Below are 16,579 nucleotides of genomic sequence, written 5' to 3' on the forward strand. Positions count from 1 at the left end.
CCACGTTTCAGCCGCGCTGCGCCAGGAACGCGACCCGCACCTCGTCACCGGTCCGGAAATCGGTGTCGTCGGGTTCGACGACGATCAAGCTGTTCGCCTCGGCCAACGTCACCAGCAGATGCGAGGATCCGCCGTTGCCGTTGCCGAGGGGCTGCACCAGGTAGTCGCCGGTCGCCTCGTCACGCAGCAGCTGCGCGCGCAGGTAGCCCTTGCGGCCCGGCATCGAGGAGACCGGAGTGATGGTGCGGGCGTTGACGATTCGGCGCATCGGCTGCCTGCGGCCCAGCGCGATCCGGATCAGCGGACGCACCATCACCTCGAAGACCACCAGCGCGCTCACCGGATTCGACGGCAGCAGGAACGTCGGCACCTCGTCGCGGCCGAGCCTGCCGAAACCCTGCACCGAGCCCGGATGCATGGCCACCCGGTCCACCTCGAGCTCACCGAGCCCGTCCAGTGCCTCGCGCACCTGCTCCGAGGCCCAGCCGCCGACCGCACCGGCGATCACGACGACCTCCGAGCGCACCAGCTGTCCCTCGACCACGTCACGCAGCCTGCGCGGATCGGCGCTGACGATGCCGACCCGGTTCACATCGGCGCCGGCGTCACGCGCGGCCGCGGCCAGCGCGTAGGAGTTCACGTCATAGACCTGACCGGGGCCTGGCGTGCGATCGATATCGATCAGCTCACCGCCGATGGAGATCACCGACAGCCGCGGCCGCGGATGGACAAGCACCTTGTCCTGGCCGACCGCGGCCAGCAGGCCGACCTGGGCCGCGCCGATGATGGTGCCCGCGCGGACCGCCACGTCACCGGGCTGTACGTCGTCACCGATCCGGCGGACGTAATCGCCCGAGCGGACCGGCTCGAAAACCTTGATCCTGGCGCGGCCGCCGTCGGTGAATTCCAGCGGAAGCACCGCGTCGGCGAGCGTCGGCAGCGGCGCGCCGGTGTCGACCCGCACGGTCTGGCGCGGCTGCAACCGGATCGGCTGACGCGAACCGGCCACCACCTCACCGACCACCGGCAGGGTGAGGTCGATCAGCTCGCCCTCCTCGTCGCGCACATCGGTACCGGCGGCGGTGACGTCGACGCTGCGTACCGCGTAACCGTCGATGGCTGCCTGATCGAAGCCGGGCAGCGGACGTTCGGTGACGACGTCTTCCGCGCACAGCAAACCCTGGGCCTCGGATATCGCGACCCGGACCGGCCTGGGTGCGACCGCGGCCGCGGTGACCTTGATCAGCTGATCCTCAACCGAGCGCATCGAGCTCCTGTGTCTATCGGCGACTGCCTGCCTGTGTGCTACCGCTTGCCGCGCTTACGCGTTCGGAGACTGGGGGTCCCACTCCGGGCTCAGCCGGAACTTCAGCCACTCGCGCAGTTGCGGACCATATTCCTCCCGCTCGAGGGCGAAATCGACGGCAGCTCGAAGATAGCCGCCCGGGTTACCCAAATCGTGGCGCGACCCACGGTGGACGACCACATGGACCGGGTGTCCTTCCGCGATCAACAGGGCGATGGCATCGGTGATCTGCAGTTCCCCGCCCGCGCCCGGCTCGATCCGGCGCAGTGCGTCGAAGATCACGCGGTCGAGCAGGTAGCGGCCCGCGGCGGCCAGGGTCGACGGCGCGTCGGCCAGGTCCGGCTTCTCGACCATGCCCCTGACCCGCAGGACGTCGGCCTCGGCGCCCTCGGTCAGATCCTCCACGTCGAACACGCCATATGCGCTGACCTGCGACTTCGGCACATCGATGGCGCACAGCACCGAGCCGCCGCGCTCGCGGCGCACCCGGCTCATCGTCTCCAGCACGCCGCACGGCAGGACCAGATCGTCGGGCAGCAGCACCGCGATGGCGTCCTCGTCGTCGTCGAGCACCGATTCGGCCTGGGCGACCGCGTGCCCGAGGCCGAGCGGCTCCTCCTGGACGACCGAGGTCACATCGAGCAGACCGGGGGCCTTGCGGACCTTCTCCAGCAGCGCGAACTTGCCGCGCTCGGCCAGGGTGCTCTCCAGCACCAGATCCTCGACGAAGTGGGCGACCACGCCGTCCTTGCCCGGCGAGGTGACGATGACCAGCCGGTCAGCGCCGGAATCGGCGGCCTCGGCGGCGACCAGTTCGATGCCGGGGGTGTCGACGACCGGCAGCAACTCCTTGGGCACAGTCTTGGTGGCAGGCAGAAACCGCGTCCCGAGTCCGGCCGCGGGTACCACCGCAGTGCGGAAACCGGAAGTCTTGTCTGTCATGCGCATACCCTATCCATTCAGCGTGCCGTCCGATCTGCCGTCGCGACGATCCGGCGTCGGCAAGAGCTTAGGGTGGTCGCTGTGGAGATGCCCGGTGAGCGCACCAAATATGCGTGGCGCAGCCAGATCCTCGCCGAGCGCGCGCTGGTCGGGGCGACCGAGCACGCACGCGAAGCGGCCGAGCTCGCGACGGTGATCGGGCCGCTGGCCGGGGCCGACGAGGTCGTCTGCGCCTACGTCCCGATCCGGGGCGAACCCGGCGATCTGCGCATGCTCGACGCGCTGCGTGTGCGCAACGCCACGGTGTTGCTGCCGGTGACCGGGGAGCCGGGGCCGCTGAGCTGGGCGCGCTACGAGGGCCCCGATTCCCTGCGCAAGGCCCGCTTCGGGCTGCTCGAACCGACGACCGCGACGCTGCCGCCGGACACCGTCGCCACCGCGACGACGGTCCTTGTTCCCGCGCTCGCGGTGGATCTGCGCGGAGTACGGCTCGGGCGCGGTGCCGGCTACTACGACCGGACATTGGGCGCCGTCGGAGACGGGACCAGGCTCATCGCCGTCGTGCGGGATAATGAACTGGTCGACCGGCTGCCGGAAGAACCACACGACCGGCGGATGGGCTGGGCAGTGACGCCCGGCGGCGGACTGCGTGAACTGGGCCATGAGCTGCCCGTTTCGCCGGAATGAAACGGCGATTCGCGACGTTGGCAGTGTCGGCGGTAGAGTGCTAGATCGACGAGACTTGCGGAGGATCCTGTGCCAACTTATTCATACGCGTGCACCCAGTGTGACAACCGCTTCGACATCGTTCAGTCCTTCTCCGACGACACGCTGACGGAATGCCCGCAGTGCACGGGGAAGCTGCGGAAGCTGTTCAACTCGGTCGGCATCGTGTTCAAGGGCAGCGGTTTCTACCGCACCGACAGCCGTGGTGGCGCGTCCACCGCGAGCGAGCCCGCCAAGTCGTCCTCGGATTCCAACGGCAGCACCGGCACCAGCACCCCCGCATCGAGCTCGGCGCCCGCCGCCGCCAGCTGATCTTCCCGGAGTTATCCACAGCCCCGTAGTTGTCCACAACCTGGACTTTCGGGGGCTGTTCCCCGCTGCCACGCTCCTAGGCTCGGAGCATGACTCGCAGTCTTGCCGATCTGGGACGTGGCAGTTCCTGGCGTTTCGCCCTCGGTAACCGCCCCGCGTGGGTCGATGCCCTGCTGGCGCGCCGCATCGCCGCCGCGGTGCTGGCACTGCTCGCGCTGGTGATGTTCGTCCGCGGCGATCCCGGCGCTTCCCGGCACGCCGTCGTGGTCGCCGCCCGCGATCTGGCGCCGGGCAGGTTGCTCACCGCCGACGATCTGCGCGTCGACCATCACGAATCCCGTTCGCTGCCTTCGGGTTCCGCCACCGAGACCGCTCCCCTGCTCGGCGCGACGCTCACCGGCGCGATGCGCGCCGGGGAGACCTTCACCGATCTGCGCGTGGTCGGCCCGCGCCTGGCCGCCGCCGCGGCGGGCAGCGCCGACGCGCGGATCGTGCCCATCCGGCTGGCCGATCCCGCGGTCGCCGATGTGTTGCGCGCGGGCGATCGGGTGGACGTCGTCGGCGTCGAGGACGCGGGCGGCCCCGGCGCGGCGAAACCAGCCCGCACCCTCGCCACCGACGCCGCCGTGGTGCTCGTCACCGCGACGGGCGAGCGACGCTCGGGCGCGGAACGGGTGGTCCTGGTCGCGCTGGGCGCCGAATACGCCACCGCGGTGGCTGGCGCCTCGCTGCGCACCGCGCTCACCGTCGTCTTCCATTGACACCCCTGGCACGGGCCGTCACTGCCACCCCGGCGCAGTTCGCGAGATAATTGCCAGAGCTCTGGTTAGCATCACCCAAACAGCACGACCGTTTCACATCATTCGAACAAGGAGCACAGCGCCTCCGGCCGGCTCCGAAACGAAGGAGATATCGGCATGCTCAAAGGCTTCAAGGACTTCCTGCTCCGGGGCAATGTGATCGACCTGGCGGTCGCCGTCGTCATGGGTACCGCGTTCGTCGCCATCGTCACCGCGTTCACCACCGGGATCATCAACCCGCTGCTCGCGGTCTTCGGCGGAAACAACGAGATGGGGCTCGGCATCCAGCTCGTCGCCGACAAACCGGCCACCTTCATCGAGATCGGGCCGATCATCACCGCGTTCATCAACTTCCTGTTGATCGCCGCGATTCTCTATTTCGTCCTCGTCCTGCCCGCGACCAGGGCGAAGAAGCGGTTCTCCGAAGAGGACGAGAAGCTCTCCGACAACGAGGTGCTCATCGAGATCCGGGATCTGCTGGCCCAGCAGGGCAGCACGCCGAACGGCAAGCACGGCATGCTCACGGAACCGGCCGGAAGCGACGGGGAGCACAAGCACTGAGCCCCGCATGCAGCGAGATCGGGGCAGGTCTCGGAGGGCTGACCCCGATCTCGCTGGGCTGGAGGCTATGAGGCGGACAGGCAAAGTCCAGTGCGATGACATGGCAGGCACAACACAACGGGCCGGTCGCGGAAGCGACCGGCCCGTGTGTGTTCGGGATCGAACAGATCAGCCGAGGCTGAACGGCTGACCCCACAGGGTCACCCAGCTGATGACGTTGTCGGTCTCGACCTCGACGCTCACGAAGGCGCGAGCCTGCGCGTAGCCGGCGCAGCCGGTCAGGCCGATGGTCGTGTCCGACCAGGTCACCGAGCCGCTGCCGTTCTTGAACTTGTTCGACTTGCCGTGCGACTCGTTGCCGAAGTCGTCGGCCTTCTCGATGTCGAGCACGTAGAACGACTTCGCCTGGCCGGGGCCGAGCGAGAGCTCGCCGCCGGTGCCGATGCCACCGGAAGCGTTGCCCTCCCAGTCACTTTCGACCGTGCCCTCGCCGGAGACACCGCCGCCGGCGATGTTCACCTGGCAACCCACGGTGTAGCCCGGGTAGATCTTGCCGCTGCCGCCGTCGGAGACGGTGACCTGCGCGCTACCGGAGACCCACGCGTTGCGGTGGACCGGGGTGGAGCCCAGCGACGGGTTGATGTTGGCCGACTCGCCCACCAGGCTGATGTCGACGACCGTGCCGTCGGACAGGACCTTGGTGATGTGTCCGCCCGGCAGCGGAACGAAGGTGTCGGCGTTGGCCGCGCCCGTGGAGAACAGGCCGACGGCCACGGTGGCCGCAGCGCTGACGCCCGCCATCCGCGCCATGAACTTACGGTTGATCATTGGATTCATCCCTCGAGGATTGAGTTCGCCGCAGCGAGAAGAAGATTCGTACAGTTCGAAAGACGTCAGCCGATGCTGAACGGCATGCCGTAGAGGGTGGTCTTCGAGTAGTGGTCGCCGATGATCTCGACCACGGTGTACGCCCGGGCCTGCGCGTAACCGGCGCAGCCCTGGATCTCGATCTCGGCGTCCTGGTAATCGATGGCGTAGGTGCCGGCCTTCTGGATGTCCTTCGAGCTGATCTGCACGAACTTGACCTCGCCAGGGCCCAGGTTCACGCCGATCGAACCGCCCGCGCTCACGCCGCCGGTGCTCACGCCACCGGACACACCGGCACCGATCGCGTCGTCGGCGATGCTCACCTGGCAACCGACGATGTAGCCGGTGTTCAGCTGGGAGGTGCCGTGGGTGGAGGAGTTGTTGGAGCCGGGACGGCCGGTCGGGCCGTTCCAGGGGCCGACCTCGCCCTCGGGGGTGTCGGCGACCTCGGCGATCGCGGAGCCCGAGACCCACACGACGCGGCCCGCGCCGTTGGCGGCCAGCGACGGCGAGATCAGGGCGTGCTCACCCGTGCGGGTGATGGTCACGCCGGCAGGGCTGACCTTCTGGCCGTCCGGCAACGGCACGAAGGTGTCGGCATTGGCGGCACCGGTCGACAGCAGGCCGAAGGCCACGGCGGCCGCGGCAGCGCCGACGCCCGCGGCACGGGCTCCGCGGCGCACACCGGTGGTGCGGTTCTCGCTCATACTTCCCCTCATCAGGTGTCTAGCAGCCGGCCTCGACTTTCGAGACCGAACGGGTGGACCTCACAGGCCCAGCTCAGTGTGTCGCCCCTTTGTTGCCGTCACGTAACCAACTGTTATTTCGACGATACGGCCGGGGCCGGTGTGGCGAACCCGAGCCAGGGTTCCACCGGGTGGTTCAACGCATAGAAGTTGGGGTACTGCGGGGACCAATAGTTGATGGCTCGATGGCGAACATTAAACGCTGCGCCGTCGTTCCGGCAACGAAAGAGTTCGTAAATTTCATTGTGACCCCAGCCACACGTGCGCACATCGCCACATGCTTTGACGTGCATTTATGCATCAGAGACCAGCCGTGTCAACGGGGGTGGACCGCAGGTGGGCTACTGACCGGTTTCGAACGCTTATACGACAAAGGACCACGCTTTCGCGTGGTCCTGAGGAATTGTCACCCGTTCGCAATCACACCGAAAAAGGCATTTCGGTGAGGGCTTATTACGTAGCAGCTACGTAGATAACGGTACGGTCACCCGTGATGCGGCGGTACCTGCGAACGTAACCATTCGTCGTTATCCGAGCGCCCGCCGCCATCGCCGCGCTCGTCGCCGGTGGTTTCGGGCAGCACGTCGCCGAAGATCCGCGCCAGCCGCGCGGCCTCGGCGGCCTTGCGCCTGGCCGCCTCGGGATCCCGCGGCGACGTGCTGTCCGGAGAAGTCACTACCCTCACTCGTCCAATCCGGAGAGCTCGCCGATCGCCCGGCTCGCGAGCGGGCCGAGGGTCGCCATGCCGTCACGGATCGCCGCCCGGCTACCCGGCAGGTTCACCACGAGGGTGCTGCCGGAGATGCCCGCGACGCCGCGCGAGAGCCCCGCGTCCAGCGACCCGGCCACCCGGCCGGACGCGCGCAGCGCCTCGGTGATGCCGGGCAGTTCGCGGTCGAGCACCTGCGCGGTGGCCTCGGGGGTGACATCGCGCGGGGACATCCCCGTGCCGCCGACCGAGATCACCAGGTCGACCCCGCCGATCACCGCGGTGTTGAGCGCGTTGCGAATCTCGACCTCCTCGGCCTGCACCGTCACCGAGGCGTCGACGAGAAAGCCCGCTTCGCTGAGCAGTTCGGTGACGAGCGGGCCGAGCGAATCCACGCCGCCATGTGCCGTCCGATCGTCGACGACAACAACCAGTGCACGCCCTGCCACGGGAGCATCGATGTCCATGCTCATCACCGTAGCGCCTACACACGACAGTGCCGCGCTCGAACGCATCATCGGCCGCCCTCCGCCGCGGCGGCGGTGAGCGTGACCTCGGCGGTCTTGGCGTTGCCGCCCTGCTCGTCGGTATAGGTGAGCTTCACTGTGTCGCCCGGCTGATGCGAGCGGACCGCCGCGATCAGCGCGTCGCCGGAATCGATCGGCCGGTCGTCGAGCCGGGTGACGATCGCGCCCGCCGGGATGCCCGCCTTGGCGGCGGGGCCGTCCGGGGTGACCTCGAGAACCCGGGCCGCGGTGTCCAGCGGCCGCAGCTTGATGCCGATCTGGGCGTAGGTGGCGTGCCCGGTCTTGATCAGCTCGTCGGCGACCCGGCGGGCCTGATCCACCGGGATGGCGAAGCCGAGGCCGATCGACCCGCTCTGCGCGCCCGCCGCTTCGCCGCCGAGGCTGGCGATGGCGGTGTTGATGCCGATCAGCTTGCCCTGGGCATCGACCAGGGCGCCGCCGGAGTTGCCCGGGTTGATCGCCGCGTCGGTCTGGATCGCGTCGATCACCGGGTTGACCTGGCTGGGCGTGCCCTCGCCGCTGGTGGAGACCGGGCGGTTGAGCGCGGACACGATGCCGGTGGTGACGGTGCCCGCCAAGCCGAGCGGCGAACCGATCGCGATCACCGGCTGGCCCACCGCGAGACCGTCTGAGGTGCCGAGTTCGATCGGCGTGAGCCCGCTCTTGCCGGAGGCCTTGATGACGGCCAGATCCGAGACCGGATCGGCGCCGATCATGGTGGCAGGGGCGGTGCTGCCGTCGCTGAAGACCACCTCCATCTTCGCCGAGGCGCCCGCGCCCGCGGCGACGTGATTGTTGGTGAGGATCAGCCCGTCGGAGGACAACACGACCCCCGAGCCCTCGCCGGAGGCGCGCGTACCGGCCACCTTGATCATCACGACACTGGGCAGCACCCGCTGGGCTACCGCCTGCGTCGAGCCCGCCGGCGCGTTGACGGCGTTGTTCACCGCGGGCTTGGGGACATCGAGCGCGTTGGTCACCGTCGCGGAGTCCGAGCCGGTGGCGAGGACACCGACCACACCGCCGACGCCACCGCTGACCAGTGCCAGCGCGGTCGCACCGGCGACCAGGCCGAGCCGCAGCGGCTTGCGCTGCGGTGCCTGCGCCGGCGCCGCGGTGAACGGGCCGGGCTGTGCCCCGAAAGGCGGCTGCCCCGGCGCCTGGTGACCGTGCGGCGCGCCGTAAACCGACACGCCAGGCAGCGGAGCGGTGCCGTGCGACTCCGGCGCGCCGTAATGCTGCGACGGGCCGGACGGCTGCTCGCCATAGTGCTGCGACGGGCCGGAAGACTGCTCAGCGCTGTGGGAGTGTGCCGAGCCGTAGGGCGGCTGCGCGCCACCGTACGGCTGCGGGCTGGGGAGGTGACCCGCGCCGTAGGACTGCTCGGCGCCGGACGACTGCGCCGGGCCTTGCGACTGGCCGGGGAGAGGGGCTTGCTGCCCGTGCTGGGGCGCGGCGGGGTGGTCCGCGCTGCCGGATCCGGGATCGGCGGGCCGGTCAGCAGGTCGCTGCTGGGGATCGTCGGTCATGGTTGTCTGTCTCCTCACGCTTGCTGACCAGCTTCGTGACGGCTACTGAGAGGCGGCTGAGATCGCCCCGTCAGTTCGCCGAGACTCCGCGGCGGTTACGCCGGTCCGGCCTCGGAATCGTCCGGAACCACCGGCGCCTCACCGGGCAACACGATCCGGACCAGGGCGCCGCCGCGGTCGGAGTTGTCGACCGCGATCGTGCCACCATGCTTGGTGACCACCTGCTTGACGATCGCCAGCCCCAGTCCGGAGCCGGGCATCGAGCGCGAGGCGGTCGTGCGGTAGAAGCGCTCGAAGACCAGCTCACGCTCCCCCGTCGGAATACCGGGACCGGCATCGGCCACCGCCAGTTCCAGCAGACCGGGCCCGGCCGGGCGCATGGTGATGCGCACCTCGGCGTCGCCGGGGCTCCATTTGGCCGCGTTGTCGAGCACGTTGAGCACCGCGCGTTCCAGCCCGGCCTCGTGGCCGTAGACGAACCAGGGTCGCAACTCGGCGGTGAAGGTGATGCCGGTGCGCCTGCGGCGGGCCCGCTCCAGCGCCCGCTCGGCGACCTCGCCGAGATCGACCCGCTCGTAGACGGTTTCGGGCGCGTCCTCGCGGGCCAGATCGACGAGGTCGCCGACCAGCGTCGACAGCTCCTCGATCTGGGCGACGACGTCGGCGCGCAGCTCGGCCATGTCCTCGTCGGGCAGCTGGGGCGCGCCCGGCCTGCCGGAGGCGATGAGCAGTTCCATGTTGGTGCGCAGCGAGGTCAGCGGGGTGCGCAGTTCGTGGCCCGCGTCGGCGACGAGCCTGCGCTGGCGGTCGCGCGATTCGGCCAGCGCCCGCAGCATCGTGTTGAAACTGTCGGTGAGCCTGGCCAGTTCGTCGTCACCGGTGACCGGGATCGGGGTGAGGTCGTCGGTGCGGGCTACGCGCTCGGTGGCCGCGGTCAGCCGGGCGATCGGGCGCAGGCCGGTGCGGCCGACCGCGGTGCCCGCCGCGGCGGCGAGCACGACGCCGCAGGCACCGACGACGAACAGCAGCCACGCCAGCCGGTCGAGCACCTCCCTGGTGCGGTAGAGCTTCTGCGAGATGATCAGCGTCGCGCCGCTGTTTGTGCGCGCCGCGAGTACCCGCTGGTCACCGACGGTACGCAGCGAGGAGCTGTACTTGCCGTCGGCGACGGCGAGCTCCTGGGCGCCCACCGGCGGAATCGTCTGCTGCGGCGGCATGTAGGGCTTGTGGTCGGCGTAGATCAGCGCGACGCCGACATCGTTGGAGAACAACCCGGCCAGCACGATCGTCTGGAAGCCGAGCGTCTCGAAGTTGTTGTTGATCATCGTCGCCGCGCGCGCCTCGAGCTGGGCGTCGACGTCGGCGTAGAGCGCGCGGGCCACCATCGCGTAGGCCGCGATCGAGGTGACCGCGACGGCGATGAGCACCACCGACGCCGCCAGCAGCGTCACCCGCCAGCGCAGCGACACCGAGCGCGTCAGCGGCATCGGCGGCCGCATCTCGCCGCCGTCGGGCGGCCGCCGCAAGACCGCGACCACGGGTTCCTTGTGTGCCATCGCGCCGCCTACGGAGGAGTCTCGCGCAGCACGTACCCGACGCCGCGCACGGTGTGGATCAGCCGGTCCTCGCCGTCGGCCTCGGTCTTGCGCCGCAAATAGCCGATGTAGACCTCCAGCGCATTTCCCGAGGTGGGAAAGTCGTAGCCCCAGACCTCTTCGAGGATGCGCCCGCGGGTGAGCACTCGGCGCGGATTGGCCATCAACATCTCGAGCAACGAGAACTCGGTTCTGGTGAGGCTGATGGCGCGTTCGGCACGCGAGACCTCACGTGTCACCGGATCCAGCGACAAGTCAGCGAACACCATCGCTTCCGATGCTTCGCCAGGGTCGGGCGCCCGGCGGCGCAGCAACGCGCGTAAACGCGCCAGCAATTCCTCCAACGCGAAAGGCTTCGGCAAATAATCGTCGGCGCCCGCATCGAGGCCGGCGACGCGTTCGGAGACCGAATCGCGAGCGGTCAAAACGAGAATCGGGAGATCGTCGCCGGTGCTGCGCAGTCTGCGGCACACTTCCAGACCGTCCAGTCTGGGCATCATCACATCGAGAACCAGGGCATCGGGCCTGGCCGCGGTGACTTTCTCCAACGCGTCCATGCCGTCCACCGCCAGGTCAACCGTGTAGCCGTTGAAGCTCAGCGACCGGCGCAGAGATTCCCGCACGGCGCGATCGTCGTCGACTACCAGAATGCGCATGTGCTCAGTTTGCCGTGATCGACTGAGAACGCACTGAGAGGGGCACGCCCGGCGTGGCCGACGACGACCCGAAGCAGCGCGGCGCGGCGGCCTGTCGCCCTTGACAAATCCACGTGAATCGTCTTTGTGTCAGCGCATATTCGGCGAATTACAGACCGAGTGGCCCGGATTGCCGTTGACCACCCGGCACGGTATCTTTCCTGCGATAAAAGAAGACCTCCAGTTGGTTCTGCGCTCGCATCGCTCCGCGACCTCCCCGCGCGGGCCGGGGTCACACGTGGAAGCAGAGGCAACGCACGCGGATGGAACCTGCATCGCGCTCCTGGCAATTCAGCCTGTCGAACTGGTCGGTAACGCGCAAGGTCGGTGTGGTGCTGGTGCTGCCGGTGATGCTGGCGACCACGTTCGCCGTGCTGCGGATCAACAACGAGCTGCAAACGATGACACAGCTCGGCGCGGCCACCGAGCAAGCCACCGTCATCCGTCCCGTCGTCAAATTCGCCACCGCGACCGAACAACTCGCGATCGCGGCGACCGCCAACTGGGGTGCGATCGCCGACCCGCAGACCGATGCCGCGCTGACCACCTACGACCAGGCGCTCGCCGAGGTCCAGAACGCACTGCGCTCGGCCAGGATCGACCCCGCCGTCGCGGCCGAACTCACCGCGGCCACCGCCACCGGCTCCACCCTGCGCAACACCGTGCGCGGCGGCTCCCCGGCGATGGTCGGCGAACAGACCGACGAGATCGGTGAACGGATCGGCAACGCGCTCGCCAAGACCCCGCAGGTCGAGGACTTCATCGTCCAGCGCTACTTCCTCCAGGTCACCGCGCTGCACCAGGCCAGAAGGGTGCTCACCCGCGAGCGCACGCTGGTCGTCTCCCCCGACGCGGGCCGCAGCCAGAGCGCGCGGGCGAAGATGCTCGTCGAGCTCGGCTCCGAGTCCACCATGATCAAGACCTACGGCATGATCATGCCGGACAACGCGGGCAGCATGGCCGCGCTGCTCGACGCGGTGCAGACCAGGATCAGCGTCTTCAGCCAGAACAACGGCGATCCGACCACCAACGCCGCGGTGCTCAACACCCTGCAGGTCAGCGCCGACACCTACGCGTCGAGCATCGCCACCCTGCTCGACAACATCGACCACACGCTCGACACCAACACCGCGACCGCGCAGACCGCGGCGCTGCGCGAGACCACCCTGGTGCTCGGCATGCTGCTGGCGGGCCTGGCGCTGGCGCTGGCGGTCGCCCGCACGCTGGTCGTCCCGGTGCGCAGGCTGCGCCGCGACGCGCTCGAGGTCGCGCACGTGAAGCTGCCCGACGAGCTGGCCGTGGTCCGCAGCGGCGGCGCGACGCCCGAGATCGCCCCGGTGGGCGTGCATTCCACCGACGAGGTCGGCCAGCTCGCCCGCGCCGTCGACGAGATCCACGAGCAGGCGCTGAATCTGGCCGCCGACCAGGCCCGCCTGCGTCTGCAGATCGGCAACATGTTCGAGACGCTGTCGCGGCGCAGCCAGTCGCTGGTCGAGCAGCAGCTCGCGCTCATCGAGGAGCTCGAGCACGACGAGGACAACCCCTCGCGCCTGCAAACGCTGTTCCGGCTCGACCACCTCGCCACCCGCATGCGCCGCAACGGCGACAACCTGCTCGTGCTCGCCGGCACCGCGCTGCGCCGCGGTCATCTGCCGCCGGTGCCGCTGTCGGACATGCTCTGGAGCGCGGTCTCCCAGGTGGAGGACTACCAGCGGGTCGAGATCGGCAATGTGCCCGACGGCGTCGTCGCCGGTGAATCCGCGGTCGACATCGAGCATCTGCTCGCCGAGCTGATCGACAACGCGCTGCGCTACTCGCCGCCGAGCACCTCGGTGGCGGTCATCGTCGGGCGCGCGGTCGACGGCGGCTACCTGATCGAGATCACCGACCGCGGTCTCGGCATGTCGGCCGAGGATCTGCAGACGACCAACGACCGGCTCGCCTCCGGTGGTGAGGTCACCATCGAGACCGCCCGCCGCATGGGTCTTTTCGTGGTCGGCAGGCTCGCCAAGCGGCACACCATCACCGTCAGCCTGCGGCGCACCGCCACCCAGGCGCCGCAGCCTGGCATCACCGCGAGCGTGCATCTGCCCAGCGCGCTGGTCTCCCCGCCGCCCGCGTCGTCGGGTCCGGCGACCGGTCCCAACCCGATCGTGACGACCGGTTCGCACGCGCTGGTGTCCTCGGCCATCGGCCCGCACGCGCTGACCCCGGCCGACATCACCGGCCCGAACCCGATCATGCCGCCGAACGGCACAGGGCCGATCGGCGTCCCCCTGCCGACCGGGCCGAACCCGCTGGTGCCGACGGGACCGGTCGCGCCTGGCCTCGACTCCGAGCCGTCCATGGCGCCGTTGACCAGTGCCGGTCTGCCGCAACGCCGTCCGGCGAATCCGCCGGCGGCCGACCCGGTGCCTGCCGTGGCGCCCGAACCCGAGGAACCGACCGGGTTGTGGGCCGAACACGAGCACGACACCGACGACCTGCCGGTCGCATCGGTCACCACCAACGCATCGGACGGCACGGCGAACAGGTCCGCGGGCCTGCCGCAACGTGTTCCCTCCTCCGCGCTGAGCGAGCTCGCCGCGGCCAGGCAGACGCCGCGGCTCCCCACACCCGAGCCCGAACCGGAGCCGGTCGCCGATGCCGACCCGATGCCGACGTCGTCCACCCGGCTGGCACCGGTACCCGGCGAGGCGCCGACCCCCATCTACCAGCGGATGGTCTCGGAATGGCTCGTCGAACCCGCTTCCGCCACTGCCGAATCCGGCGGCAACGGAGCATCATGGAGTTCCCCCGGCGACGCGGGCTGGTCGGCAGCGGCCAGCGCGGGTAATCCGCCGACTTCCTCACGCACCGTCGGCGGGCTGCCGATTCGCAAACCGGGCGCCCAGCTCGTCCCCGGCGGGCTCACCCCCGCCGAGGAGGCGGGTGCCCGCGATCCCGAGGAGATCCGCAACAACTTGACCAGACACCTCAGCGGCGTTCGCAGCGGCCGCGCCGAGATCCAGTACAACGACGGAGGCCTCGAATGAGCAACGCGCATCCCACGGACGAGAATCTGAACTGGTTGGTCGCCCGCTTCACCCGCGACGTGCCCGGCGTCTCGCACGCGGTGCTGGTCTCGGCCGACGGTCTGCTGCAGGCGACCAGTCCGCACCTGCCGTCGGACCGGGCCGAGCAGCTGGCCGCGGTGACCGCGGGCCTGGCGAGCCTGTCGATGGGTGCGGCGCATCTGTTCGACGGCGGCAAGGTGATGCAGTCGATCGTGGAGATGCAGCGCGGGTACCTGCTGGTGATGAGCGTCGGAAACGGCTCGCACCTGGCGGTTCTGGCCAACAAGAGCCACGACATCGGCCGTATCGGCTACGAGATGGCGTTGCTCGTCGACCGAGTGGGCTCGGCGGTCACCGCCACCGCCCGCTCCGCCGGCTGAGGTGAGATGTCGAGCCCGTACGGATCAGAAAACCGGCCGACGACCCGGGTCAGGCCCTACGCCCTGACCTCCGGCCGCACCGAGCCCGCGATCTCGCTGCCACTAGAGGCAGTCGTGGAAACGGTCTCGTATACCGCGCACCTGGAATGGCCCGCAGGGGATTTGCGCACCGAAATAGTGCGTCTCGGCACACATAGACTGTCCGTCGCAGAAATAGCTGCATACCTTGGCCGCCCACTGGGTATGGTCCGGGTGATGATCGGCGATCTCGTTGTCGGCGGGATTCTTCGAGTGCATTCGACGCTGACCGAGCAGGCGAGCTACGACGAACGCCGATCACTGATGGAGAGGACTTTGCGTGGACTCCGTGGCCTCTGAGGGCATGCGCCCCCCGAACCCCGAGCGGGTCGCGTCGACCAAGATCGTCGTGGCCGGTGGATTCGGCGCAGGCAAGACAACTTTCGTCGGTGCGGTATCGGAGATCGTTCCGCTGCGCACCGAAGCGATGGTGACCCACTTCTCCGACGGGATCGACGATCTCGCCGAGACGCCGGAGAAGGAAACCACCACCGTCGCCATGGACTTCGGCCGCATCGTGCTGCCGGGCAACCTGGTGCTGTACCTGTTCGGCACCCCGGGCCAGAAGCGGTTCTGGTTCATGTGGGACGACCTCATCCGCGGCGCCATCGGCGCGGTGGTGCTGATCGATACCCGCAGGCTGGAGGACAGTTTCGCCGCGGTCGACTTCTTCGAGGCGCGCGGCCTGCCGTTCCTGATCGCGGTGAACCGCTTCCCGAACGCCCCGCGCTTCCCGATCGCCGAACTGCGCGAGGCGCTCTCGGTGCGCGAGGGCATCCCGATCGTCGATATCGACGCGCGCAATGCCGTCGAGGTGCGGCAGGCGTTGGCCGCGGTGACCGAATACGCCATCGCCCAGCTGGAGCCGCAGCAGTTCGAGGGGGCCGGCCGGCGTGGTTGACCTGCTCGCCGCGACCGGGGCCGAGACGTTCGGGCGTGGCACGGGCATCGCCTGGCTCGCGCTGGACATGTCGGGGCTCGGCGCGCTGGTGGCGTTCGCCTGTGTGCGGCATGCGAAGTACTCGGCCAAGTTCCGGCTCGTCTGGCTGACGATGGCCGCGGTCTCGCTCGGCGGGGTCGGGCTGTGGCTGGCGAATTCGCTGGCACTGCTCGGCATCCGGGTCCAGGACAGCATCATGCGGTACAACGTCGCGCTCGGCGCGGCGTCGCTGGCCATCGCGGTCCTCGGCGTGCTGGCCGGGTTGCTGATCGGCGGGCGGACGCCGCAGCTGCCCCGGCTGATCGTCGGCGGGCTGACGATGGGGTTGAGCGTCGGCCTGTCGACCTACCTGACCTTGGACGCGCTCGAAGTGCAGGGCCAGGTCGACGAGTCGCTCGGCCTCATCGGGATCGCCGTGCTGCTGTCGATGGCGCTGTGCGTGCCCACGCTGTGGGCCTCCCAGGTGGTCCGCCTGGTGGCGTTGCGGGTCGGGGCGTCCTTGCTGTTCGCGCTCGGCGTCGCGGCGGTGTACTACACGGCGGTCGCCTCGCTCGAGTTCACGATCGATCCGGGCAGCCGGACGCCGACCGGCCTGCAGCTGTTCGATCTGGTGTACCCGATGTTCGTGGTCGGCGCGCTGGGTTTGACGGTGCCGATCACCGCGGTCCTGGTCGCGCCGGATCGACGCGACGCGGCGCGGGCCCCCGAACCGCGGCGGCAGCCGGTCGGTACGCGGTGACCGCAACCAGCTAACGCCCGGTTTGTCTGAATTATTGTGGGCGACCGCCCCGTTCGCCGAATGCGGGCGAC

General features: G+C 69.2%; 18 protein-coding genes. 9 read left to right on the forward strand and 9 right to left on the reverse strand.

The annotated features are described in order from the left end of the window. Positions 1-7 precede the first annotated feature (7 nt). Positions 8-1,267 (reverse strand): gephyrin-like molybdotransferase Glp, encoded by a 1,260-nt coding sequence (glp, locus tag ACFWF2_RS16150; RefSeq protein WP_379308217.1) that lies wholly within the window; start codon positions 1,265-1,267, stop codon positions 8-10. A gap of 54 nt (positions 1,268-1,321) precedes the next feature. Beyond that, entirely contained in the window at positions 1,322-2,248 is a 927-nt protein-coding gene (locus tag ACFWF2_RS16155; protein ID WP_379308218.1) for a UTP--glucose-1-phosphate uridylyltransferase, read from the reverse strand. Positions 2,249-2,335: 87 nt separating this feature from the next. Here ACFWF2_RS16155 and ACFWF2_RS16160 point away from each other — a divergent pair, with 87 nt between their 5' ends. The 4 genes from ACFWF2_RS16160 to mscL all read left to right on the forward strand — a co-directional run bounded on the left by ACFWF2_RS16160 (position 2,336) and on the right by mscL (position 4,647). Continuing rightward, on the forward strand, positions 2,336-2,935 hold the full coding sequence (locus ACFWF2_RS16160) for a 5-formyltetrahydrofolate cyclo-ligase (RefSeq protein ID WP_379308231.1): 600 nt from the start codon (positions 2,336-2,338) through the stop codon (positions 2,933-2,935). A gap of 69 nt (positions 2,936-3,004) precedes the next feature. Continuing rightward, a complete protein-coding gene (locus tag ACFWF2_RS16165) occupies positions 3,005-3,286 on the forward strand; it encodes an FmdB family zinc ribbon protein (RefSeq protein ID WP_379308219.1) in 282 nt (93 codons plus the stop codon). A gap of 89 nt (positions 3,287-3,375) precedes the next feature. After that, entirely contained in the window at positions 3,376-4,047 is a 672-nt protein-coding gene (locus tag ACFWF2_RS16170; RefSeq protein ID WP_379308220.1) for an SAF domain-containing protein, read from the forward strand. Between the two features lie 156 nt (positions 4,048-4,203). Then, positions 4,204-4,647, forward strand: coding sequence for a large conductance mechanosensitive channel protein MscL (gene mscL / locus ACFWF2_RS16175; protein WP_379308221.1), 444 nt, complete (start codon positions 4,204-4,206; stop codon positions 4,645-4,647). A gap of 168 nt (positions 4,648-4,815) precedes the next feature. Here the strand turns inward: mscL and ACFWF2_RS16180 are convergent, their stop codons facing one another. The 7 genes from ACFWF2_RS16180 to ACFWF2_RS16210 all read right to left on the reverse strand — a co-directional run bounded on the left by ACFWF2_RS16180 (position 4,816) and on the right by ACFWF2_RS16210 (position 11,276). After that, a complete protein-coding gene (locus tag ACFWF2_RS16180; protein ID WP_379308222.1) occupies positions 4,816-5,475 on the reverse strand; it encodes an MspA family porin in 660 nt (219 codons plus the stop codon). A gap of 65 nt (positions 5,476-5,540) precedes the next feature. After that, entirely contained in the window at positions 5,541-6,221 is a 681-nt protein-coding gene (locus tag ACFWF2_RS16185) for an MspA family porin (protein WP_189025887.1), read from the reverse strand. Positions 6,222-6,744: 523 nt separating this feature from the next. Then, positions 6,745-6,936 carry a hypothetical protein gene (locus tag ACFWF2_RS16190; protein ID WP_379308223.1) on the reverse strand — a complete coding sequence of 64 codons (192 nt, stop codon included), beginning with the start codon at positions 6,934-6,936 and terminating at the stop codon, positions 6,745-6,747. Positions 6,937-6,941: 5 nt separating this feature from the next. Continuing rightward, positions 6,942-7,487, reverse strand: a complete 546-nt coding sequence (locus ACFWF2_RS16195) for a molybdenum cofactor biosynthesis protein B (protein WP_373291682.1) — start codon at positions 7,485-7,487, stop codon at positions 6,942-6,944. After that, positions 7,484-9,025, reverse strand: coding sequence for a trypsin-like peptidase domain-containing protein (locus tag ACFWF2_RS16200; RefSeq protein WP_379308224.1), 1,542 nt, complete (start codon positions 9,023-9,025; stop codon positions 7,484-7,486). Before ACFWF2_RS16200 ends, ACFWF2_RS16195 begins: the two co-directional genes overlap by 4 nt. Before the next feature lie 95 nt (positions 9,026-9,120). Next, a complete protein-coding gene (locus ACFWF2_RS16205) occupies positions 9,121-10,581 on the reverse strand; it encodes an ATP-binding protein (protein WP_379308225.1) in 1,461 nt (486 codons plus the stop codon). Between the two features lie 8 nt (positions 10,582-10,589). Further along, a complete protein-coding gene (locus ACFWF2_RS16210) occupies positions 10,590-11,276 on the reverse strand; it encodes a response regulator transcription factor (RefSeq protein WP_379308226.1) in 687 nt (228 codons plus the stop codon). A gap of 302 nt (positions 11,277-11,578) precedes the next feature. Between ACFWF2_RS16210 and ACFWF2_RS16215 the strand changes: the two genes are divergently transcribed. The 5 genes from ACFWF2_RS16215 to ACFWF2_RS16235 are packed head-to-tail and all read left to right on the forward strand — an operon-like array spanning position 11,579 to position 16,508. Further along, positions 11,579-14,350, forward strand: a complete 2,772-nt coding sequence (locus ACFWF2_RS16215; protein WP_379308227.1) for an ATP-binding protein — start codon at positions 11,579-11,581, stop codon at positions 14,348-14,350. Beyond that, the gene (locus ACFWF2_RS16220) at positions 14,347-14,751 is read left to right on the forward strand and encodes a roadblock/LC7 domain-containing protein (RefSeq protein ID WP_019049250.1); all 405 of its coding nucleotides are present in this window, start codon (positions 14,347-14,349) and stop codon (positions 14,749-14,751) included. Before ACFWF2_RS16215 ends, ACFWF2_RS16220 begins: the two co-directional genes overlap by 4 nt. A gap of 6 nt (positions 14,752-14,757) precedes the next feature. Continuing rightward, positions 14,758-15,129: a DUF742 domain-containing protein gene (locus tag ACFWF2_RS16225; protein ID WP_189025876.1), complete on the forward strand. Its 372-nt coding sequence runs from the start codon at positions 14,758-14,760 to the stop codon at positions 15,127-15,129. 4 nt (positions 15,130-15,133) lie between these two features. Further along, on the forward strand, positions 15,134-15,730 hold the full coding sequence (locus tag ACFWF2_RS16230) for an ATP/GTP-binding protein (RefSeq protein ID WP_379308232.1): 597 nt from the start codon (positions 15,134-15,136) through the stop codon (positions 15,728-15,730). After that, positions 15,723-16,508 (forward strand): hypothetical protein, encoded by a 786-nt coding sequence (locus ACFWF2_RS16235; RefSeq protein WP_379308228.1) that lies wholly within the window; start codon positions 15,723-15,725, stop codon positions 16,506-16,508. Before ACFWF2_RS16230 ends, ACFWF2_RS16235 begins: the two co-directional genes overlap by 8 nt. Positions 16,509-16,579: the final 71 nt, after the last annotated feature.

This window comes from Nocardia sp. NPDC060259 (genome assembly GCF_042728775.1).
GTDB lineage: Bacteria > Actinomycetota > Actinomycetes > Mycobacteriales > Mycobacteriaceae > Nocardia.